Origin of the sequence: Methylorubrum podarium, assembly GCF_022179745.1 — a bacterium.
In the GTDB taxonomy this organism is placed as follows: domain Bacteria; phylum Pseudomonadota; class Alphaproteobacteria; order Rhizobiales; family Beijerinckiaceae; genus Methylobacterium; species Methylobacterium podarium.
In genome coordinates this window covers 1-7,085 of the sequence record NZ_BPRD01000050.1, presented here as the reverse complement: position 1 = coordinate 7,085, position 7,085 = coordinate 1, and the positions used below count along the sequence as shown (strand labels likewise).

The 7,085-nt window shown below is 70.0% G+C and carries 4 protein-coding genes; all 4 read left to right on the top strand.

Annotated elements, in window-relative coordinates:
• Positions 1-66 precede the first annotated feature (66 nt).
• The 4 genes from MFF42_RS02525 (at position 67) to fusA (ending at position 7,028) form a co-directional block, all read left to right on the top strand.
• On the top strand, positions 67-3,534 hold the full coding sequence (locus MFF42_RS02525; protein WP_238254383.1) for an SbcC/MukB-like Walker B domain-containing protein: 3,468 nt from the start codon (positions 67-69) through the stop codon (positions 3,532-3,534).
• Positions 3,535-3,922: 388 nt separating this feature from the next.
• A complete protein-coding gene (rpsL, locus tag MFF42_RS02520) occupies positions 3,923-4,294 on the top strand; it encodes a 30S ribosomal protein S12 (protein ID WP_004447775.1) in 372 nt (123 codons plus the stop codon).
• 124 nt (positions 4,295-4,418) lie between these two features.
• Positions 4,419-4,889 (top strand): 30S ribosomal protein S7, encoded by a 471-nt coding sequence (gene rpsG / locus MFF42_RS02515; protein WP_017485508.1) that lies wholly within the window; start codon positions 4,419-4,421, stop codon positions 4,887-4,889.
• Between the two features lie 63 nt (positions 4,890-4,952).
• Positions 4,953-7,028: an elongation factor G gene (gene fusA / locus MFF42_RS02510; protein ID WP_238254382.1), complete on the top strand. Its 2,076-nt coding sequence runs from the start codon at positions 4,953-4,955 to the stop codon at positions 7,026-7,028.
• The last annotated feature ends 57 nt before the right edge of the window (positions 7,029-7,085 follow it).

Genomic DNA, 7,085 nt, shown 5'->3' with positions numbered 1-7,085 from the left:
GTGGAACGAGTGACAGCGCAATGGACGCTGTCACTCGTTCCACCTCGGGGAAAAGCGGCCGGGCCGGTGTATCGCCTCACCGACATCGCGATCTCGAACTGGTACCTCATCCGGCGCGAGCAGATCCGGATCCGGGGCGCGGCGGCGCTCGTCGGTCCGACCGGGGCGGGCAAATCGACGATCTTCGACGCGGTCGGCACCGTGCTCGCAGGCAACAACGCGAGCCGGCTGGCGCTGAACGCCTCCGCCTCGGGCCGCAGCGCCCGCACCGTGCGCGACTATTGCCTCGGCTGGATCAGCGACCCGGCCGAGGGCGGGCGCCCGACGCGGGAGGCGTGCGAGACCCTCATCGCCCTGGTCTTCGAGAACCCCGCGAGCGGGCGCGTGGTCACCGTGGGGCTGGCGCTCGCCGCCCGTTCCGAGGAGCCGAAGGAGGAGACGCTCTCGCGCTTCGTCGCGATCGGCCACCGCTTCGAGATCGCCGACTACGTCCGCGAGACGGAGGAGGGCAGCTTCGTCGCCCCCTGGACCGAGGTCGCCGCGGATCTCCGCCGCCGGGCCGACAGCTTCGAGGAGTTCCGCACCTCCGGCGAGCGCTTCACCGCCGCCGTGCTGGCGACCCTGCGCGAGGGTGCGGCCACCCCCGATCCGCGCCAGTTCCTGCGCACCTTCTCCAACGCGGTGGCGTTCAAGCCGATCTTCGACACCAGCGCCTTCGTCCGCAGCTTCGTGCTGGAGGCCGAGCCGCTCGACGTCGCCCGCATCCGCCAGTCGATCGAGACGTGGCGGCGGCTCCTGGAGACGATCGAGGAGCTGGAGAAGCGCCTCGCCCACCTCTCGCGCATCTGCGAGCGCTACGAGGCCTGGGCGCGGGCGAGCCTCACCGCCGCGCTGGACGAGATGCGCGCCGCCGGCGCGGACCTGCGCCGCCGCATCCTCGACCACGCCGAGGCCCGGCGGCTCCTCGCCGAGACGTCGGAGCGCCTGCGCATCGCCCGCGAGAGCGTGGCGACGAGCCAGGGCTTCGTGCGCGAGATCGATTCCGAGATCGCCGCCCGCAAGGCGCTGATCGTCGGCAGCGCGGCGGAGGCGCGGCTCGCCGCCTCGCATGCCGGCCTCGCCGTGGTTGCCCGCGACCGGCGCGACCTGACGAACCGCCTCGCGGCCATCGTCGGCCTCGTGCAGGAGGCCGGCCGCCTCAGCGCGATCGGCGGCCCCTTGCGCCGGATCGATCTTCAGGCGGCGCGCATCGTCGAGGCCTGCGCCCGCTCGGGGCTGCGCCGCGAGGCGCCGCCGGAGGACATTTTACGGGTCGATGGGCCGCTCAAAGCTCTGCTGGACGGCCTCGCGAACATGCCCGACGTGGCCGGCGCCCTGGAGGAGGAGGCGGAAGACCTCGCCCTCAAGGCCCGCGAGCGCGAGAACGAGGTCCGCGGCCTCGACGCGCAGGTGAATGCCGGGCGCTCCTCCGCCGCGCGCCTGTCCTCCGACACGGAGGCGTTTCGCGAGGAACTGGGGCGGCTCGGCATCGAGGCGGCGCCGATCTGCGAGCTCGCCGAGATCGTCGATCCGAAATGGGGCCCGGCGCTCGAAGGGCTGCTGGGCCGCGCCCGCGAGGCCCTGGTGGTCGAGCCCGACCGGCTCGACCGCGCCTTCGCGCTCCTCGAAGCGCGAAAGAATCAGTTCTTCCGCTGCCTCTTGGTGAAGACCACCGACACGGCGCGGCGCGCGGCCCGGCGCTTCGACGACGGGCCGATGGGCCTGATCGAGACCGACAGCGACCACGCGGAAGCCTTCCTCGCCGCGAGGCTCGGCGGCTACGACCTCGCGCCCGACGACGCGGCGCTGCGCAGCATGAGCCGGGCGGTGGCGCCGAGCGGGCGCTCGACCGCGGGCATGGCCTATTCGGTGGTGCGGCCCGTGCCGCTGATGATGACCCGCGGCCAGCGCGGCCCGACCGCCGAGACCCGCCGCCGCCTCGACGAGGCGCGCGAGGAGGCGCGGGTCCTGCGGGCCGAGGCCACCGTCATGCGCGAGGCCGCCCGCATCGCGAGCCTGCTGCGGGGCCGGCTCGCCGAGGCGCCGGTCGATCTCGAGGCCCTGCGCGCCGAGGCCGACGCCATCGAGGGCCGCCGCCGGAGCCTGGCCACCGAGCAGGAGACGGTCGCCCGCGCCGATGCCGGCGTGATCGAGGCGGAGCTGAAGGAGCTTCAGAAGGAGCGCTCCGCCTACCTCACCGAACTAGTGCAGGTGCTGGAACCGAAGCGCGACGCCCTGCTCGCCGAGGAGGCGGGGCTGAAGGCCCGCGTGGGGCAGGGACGGGAGGCGACGCGGGCCGCGCTTCTGGCCTACCGCAGCGCGCTCCGGCGCTGGACCACCGGCGACACGGTGCGCATCCGCCTCACCGGCACCGTGCCCGCCGACGTGCCGGGCACGGTCGCCGGCATCGCGCAGGCCCGGGCCGACCGGGCGGCGCTGGAGACCAAGGCGCTGGCCGCGCTCGCTTCGCAGGCCCGCGCCTCCGCCCGCGAGGCCGCCGACAGCGTGCGCAACCAGGGCCGCGCCGCCGAGCGCGACCTCGCCGAGTACTGCGCCGCGTGGCGCGTCGAGAACCCGCTGGGCTCGGGCGAGCAGCCGGCCTCCTTCGGCTACGCCTGGGCGGTGCGCGAGCGCGACGAGGTGGCCGGGCACGAACTGCGCCGCTACCGCGACCAGTCGCTGCGCGCCGAGGCCGAGATGCGCCGCCTGATGACCGAGGACCTGCTGACCCGGCTCGCCGACAAGTTCGAGCGGATGCGCGCCCGGCTCGACGCCCTCAACGAGCGCCTCGCCTCGCAGACCTTCACGGGACAGACCTACGCCTTCGAGGCGGAGGTGGACCGGCGCTACGCCGCCGTCCACGCGCTGGCCACCGAGGTCGCCCGCTCCCCCGACGCGGCGCAGGCGGTGCTGCCGAGCCCGGAGGACGGCGCCGACAAGAGCCCGCTCGCGGCCGCGCTCGCCGAGATCACCGCGCTGATCGAGGGCGAGGAGAGCGCGGCGCGGCTCGCCGACTACCGCAACTACTTCGTCTACGAGATCGGCATGCGCGACCGGGCGGGCAACCGCACCACCCTGTCGAGCCGGGCCCTGCGCGGTTCGGGCGGCGAGGCGCAGGCGCCGTTCTACGTGGCGATCGCCGCCTCCATGGCCTCGGCCTACTATCCCGGCGACCGCCCCGGCGACGAGACGCCGGGCCTCGGCCTCTGCCTGCTGGACGAAGCCTTCTCCAAGCTCGACGTGCGCAACAGCCAGTCGCTGGTCGACCTCTTCCGCGCCTGGGGCCTGCAGCTCCTGATCGCCGCGCCGGAGGACAAGCGCACGACCCTGACCGAGGTGATGGACACCGTCGTCACCGTCTACAAGAGCCCCGATCTCGCCTCGGTCCGAATCGAGGCGGAGCACCCGCTCGAGACCGCCAAGCGGGCGCTCGCCGAGATCAACCCGGAGCGGCGCGGGATCGAGGCGTTTCGCCTCACGGATGCGGCCGAATAGCAGTGGTCCGGCCGGGCATTAGCTTGGCCGCAGAAGAGCGGCCCGTTCACCGAACTTTATCCTCTCCGGGCATTGACGGCGCCGACCCTCACGCGTAGAAGCGCGCCACTCCGGTGGATCGAGAGTCGCTTTCGGGTCGAAGCCAGGGGCTTCGGCGACCGTCGTCAGACCGATACCGGCATCACACCCTGACGTACTCGTCAGATCAGCGGGTAAGAACGCGTCGTCTCCGGCGTGATCCTCTGCCTCACCATCGCCAAAGGCCCTGATCGGCCTCTGGCGCTATTCGTTTTGCCGCAGGTTCGCCTGCGGACCGACCGCTCCGCAAGGGGCTTCGACAGGTTTCAGACGGTGGCCGCCCCGCGCGGCCGGATGAAGAGGGCACAGGATGCCGACGATCAACCAGCTGATCGCCCAGCCGCGCAAGGCGCAGAAGGCGCGCAACAAGGTGCCGGCGCTCAACGCCTGCCCGCAGAAGCGCGGTGTCTGCACGCGCGTCTACACCACGACCCCGAAGAAGCCGAACTCGGCTCTGCGTAAGGTCGCCAAGGTGCGCCTGACCAACGGCTTCGAGGTGATCGGCTACATCCCCGGCGAGGGCCACAACCTTCAGGAGCACTCCGTGGTCATGATCCGCGGCGGCCGCGTGAAGGACCTTCCGGGCGTGCGCTACCACATCCTGCGCGGCGTGCTCGACACGCAGGGCGTCAAGAACCGCAAGCAGCGCCGCTCGAAGTACGGCGCCAAGCGTCCGAAGTAAGACCCGCGTCCGAAGTCATTTTCTTCGGACGGCCATTTCCACGGCCTCACAAGGATGTCGCCGGCTCTTCGCTCAAGGCGGCCTGCGTGAGGTGCTTAAAGCCAATTTTTCGAGAGTCTGAACCATGTCCCGTCGTCACTCTGCCGAGAAGCGCGAGATCATCCCGGACGCCAAGTACGGCGACATCGTCCTCACCAAGTTCATGAACTCCATCATGTACGAGGGGAAGAAGTCGACCGCCGAGCGGATCGTCTACGGCGCCTTCGACCTCGTCGAGAGCCGCGCCCGCGCCAACCCGATCGAGGTGTTCCGCGCCGCGCTCGACAACGTCGCCCCGGCGATCGAGGTCCGCTCCCGCCGCGTCGGCGGCGCGACCTACCAGGTCCCCGTCGAGGTCCGCACCGAGCGCCGCCAGGCTCTCGCGATCCGCTGGCTGATCCAGGCCGCCCGCGGCCGCAACGACCGCACCATGGTCGAGCGCCTCTCCGCCGAGCTGCTCGATGCCGCCAACAACCGCGGCAACGCCGTCAAGAAGCGCGAAGACACCCACCGGATGGCCGAGGCCAACCGCGCCTTCTCGCACTACCGCTGGTAATTCGTCCGTAGAGCGCGGCCACCGGGCCGCGCTCCGAGCCCGCTTTCTCCCGGAGAGACCCCGATGCCCCGCACGCACGCGATCGAGGACTACCGCAACTTCGGCATCATGGCCCACATCGATGCCGGCAAGACCACGACGACCGAGCGGATCCTCTACTACACCGGCAAGTCCCATAAGATCGGCGAGGTCCATGAGGGCGCCGCCACGATGGACTGGATGGAGCAGGAGCAGGAGCGTGGCATCACGATCACCTCGGCTGCGACCACCTGCTTCTGGCGCGACAAGCGCCTGAACATCATCGACACCCCCGGCCACGTCGACTTCACCATCGAGGTGGAGCGCTCGCTCCGCGTGCTCGACGGCGCCGTCTGCGTGCTCGACGGCAACCAGGGCGTCGAGCCCCAGACCGAGACCGTGTGGCGTCAGGCCGACAAGTACGACGTGCCGCGCGTCGTGTTCGTCAACAAGATGGACAAGATCGGCGCCGACTTCTTCAAGTGCGTCGCCGACATCATCGGCCGCGTCGCCGGCAAGCCGGTCTGCCTGCAGCTGCCGATCGGCGCCGAGTCGAACTTCAAGGGCGTGATCGACCTCATCAAGATGAAGGCGATCGTCTGGTCGGGCGAGGCGCTGGGCGCCAACTTCTCCGAGGAGGAGATCCCGGCCGAGCTCAAGGATCAGGCCGTCGAGTACCGCACCAAGCTGGTCGAGGCCTGCGTCGAGCTCGATGACGACGCCATGACCGCCTATCTCGACGGCGTGGAGCCGGACGAGGACGGCCTGCGCCGCCTCGTGCGCCGCGCCGTGCAGCTGCGCGCCTTCCACCCGGTGCTGTGCGGCTCGGCCTTCAAGAACAAGGGCGTGCAGCCCCTCCTCGACGCGGTCGTGGACTACCTGCCGTCCCCGATCGATCGCGGCGCGGTCGACGGCCTCGACTTCAAGACCGAGGAGCCGGTCAAGCGCGAGCCGTCGGACGAAGATCCCTTCTCCATGCTCGCCTTCAAGATCATGGACGACCCCCACGTCGGCACGATCACCTTCTGCCGCGTCTATTCGGGCAAGGTCGAGTCGGGCACCAGCGTGCTGAACTCCTCGCGCGACAAGAAGGAGCGCGTCGGCCGCATGCTGCTGATGCACGCCAACAACCGCGAGGACATCAAGGAGGCCTATGCCGGCGACATCGTCGCCCTGGCCGGCCTCAAGGATACCCGCACCGGCGACACCCTGTGCGACCAGAACAAGGCCGTCATCCTCGAGAAGATGGAGTTCCCCGAGCCCGTCATCGAGATCGCCGTCGAGCCGAAGTCGAAGGCCGACCAGGAGAAGCTCGGCATCGCGCTCTCGAAGCTCGCCGCCGAGGACCCGTCCTTCCGCGTCTCCACGGACCAGGAGTCGGGCCAGACTATCCTCAAGGGGATGGGCGAGCTCCACCTCGACATCAAGGTCGACATCCTGCGCCGCACCTACAAGGTCGATGCCAATATCGGCCAGCCGCAGGTCGCCTACCGTGAGAAGCTGACCCGCCGTCAGGAGATCGACTACACCCACAAGAAGCAGACCGGCGGTACCGGTCAGTTCGCCCGGGTGAAGTTCGTGGTCGAGCCGAACGAGCCGGGCGCCGGCTTCTCGTTCGAGTCGAAGATCGTCGGCGGCGCGGTGCCGAAGGAGTACATCCCCGGCGTCGAGAAGGGCCTCAACTCGGTCCTCGGTGCGGGCGTGCTCGCCGGCTTCCCCGTGGTCGACGTGAAGGTGGAGCTGATCGACGGCGCCTACCACGACGTCGACTCCTCGGCGCTCGCCTTCGAGATCGCTTCCCGCGCCGCCTTTCGCGAGGCGCTGCAGAAGGGCGGCTCGGTCCTGCTCGAGCCGGTGATGAAGGTCGAGGTCGTGAGCCCGGAAGAGTATACCGGCTCGGTGATCGGCGATCTCAACTCCCGCCGCGGCCAGATCCAGGGCCAGGACATGCGGGGCAACGCCAACGTCATCAACGCGATGGTGCCGCTGGCCAACATGTTCGGCTACGTGAACCAGCTGCGCTCCTTCAGCCAGGGCCGCGCCAACTTCACGATGCAGTTCGACCATTACGAGGAAGTGCCGCGCGGCGAGGCCGACAAGGTCATCGCCAAGTACGCGTAAAGCTTCTTCGACCCACGACACTGACGATTAGGAGGCCCAGATGGGCAAGGAAAAGTT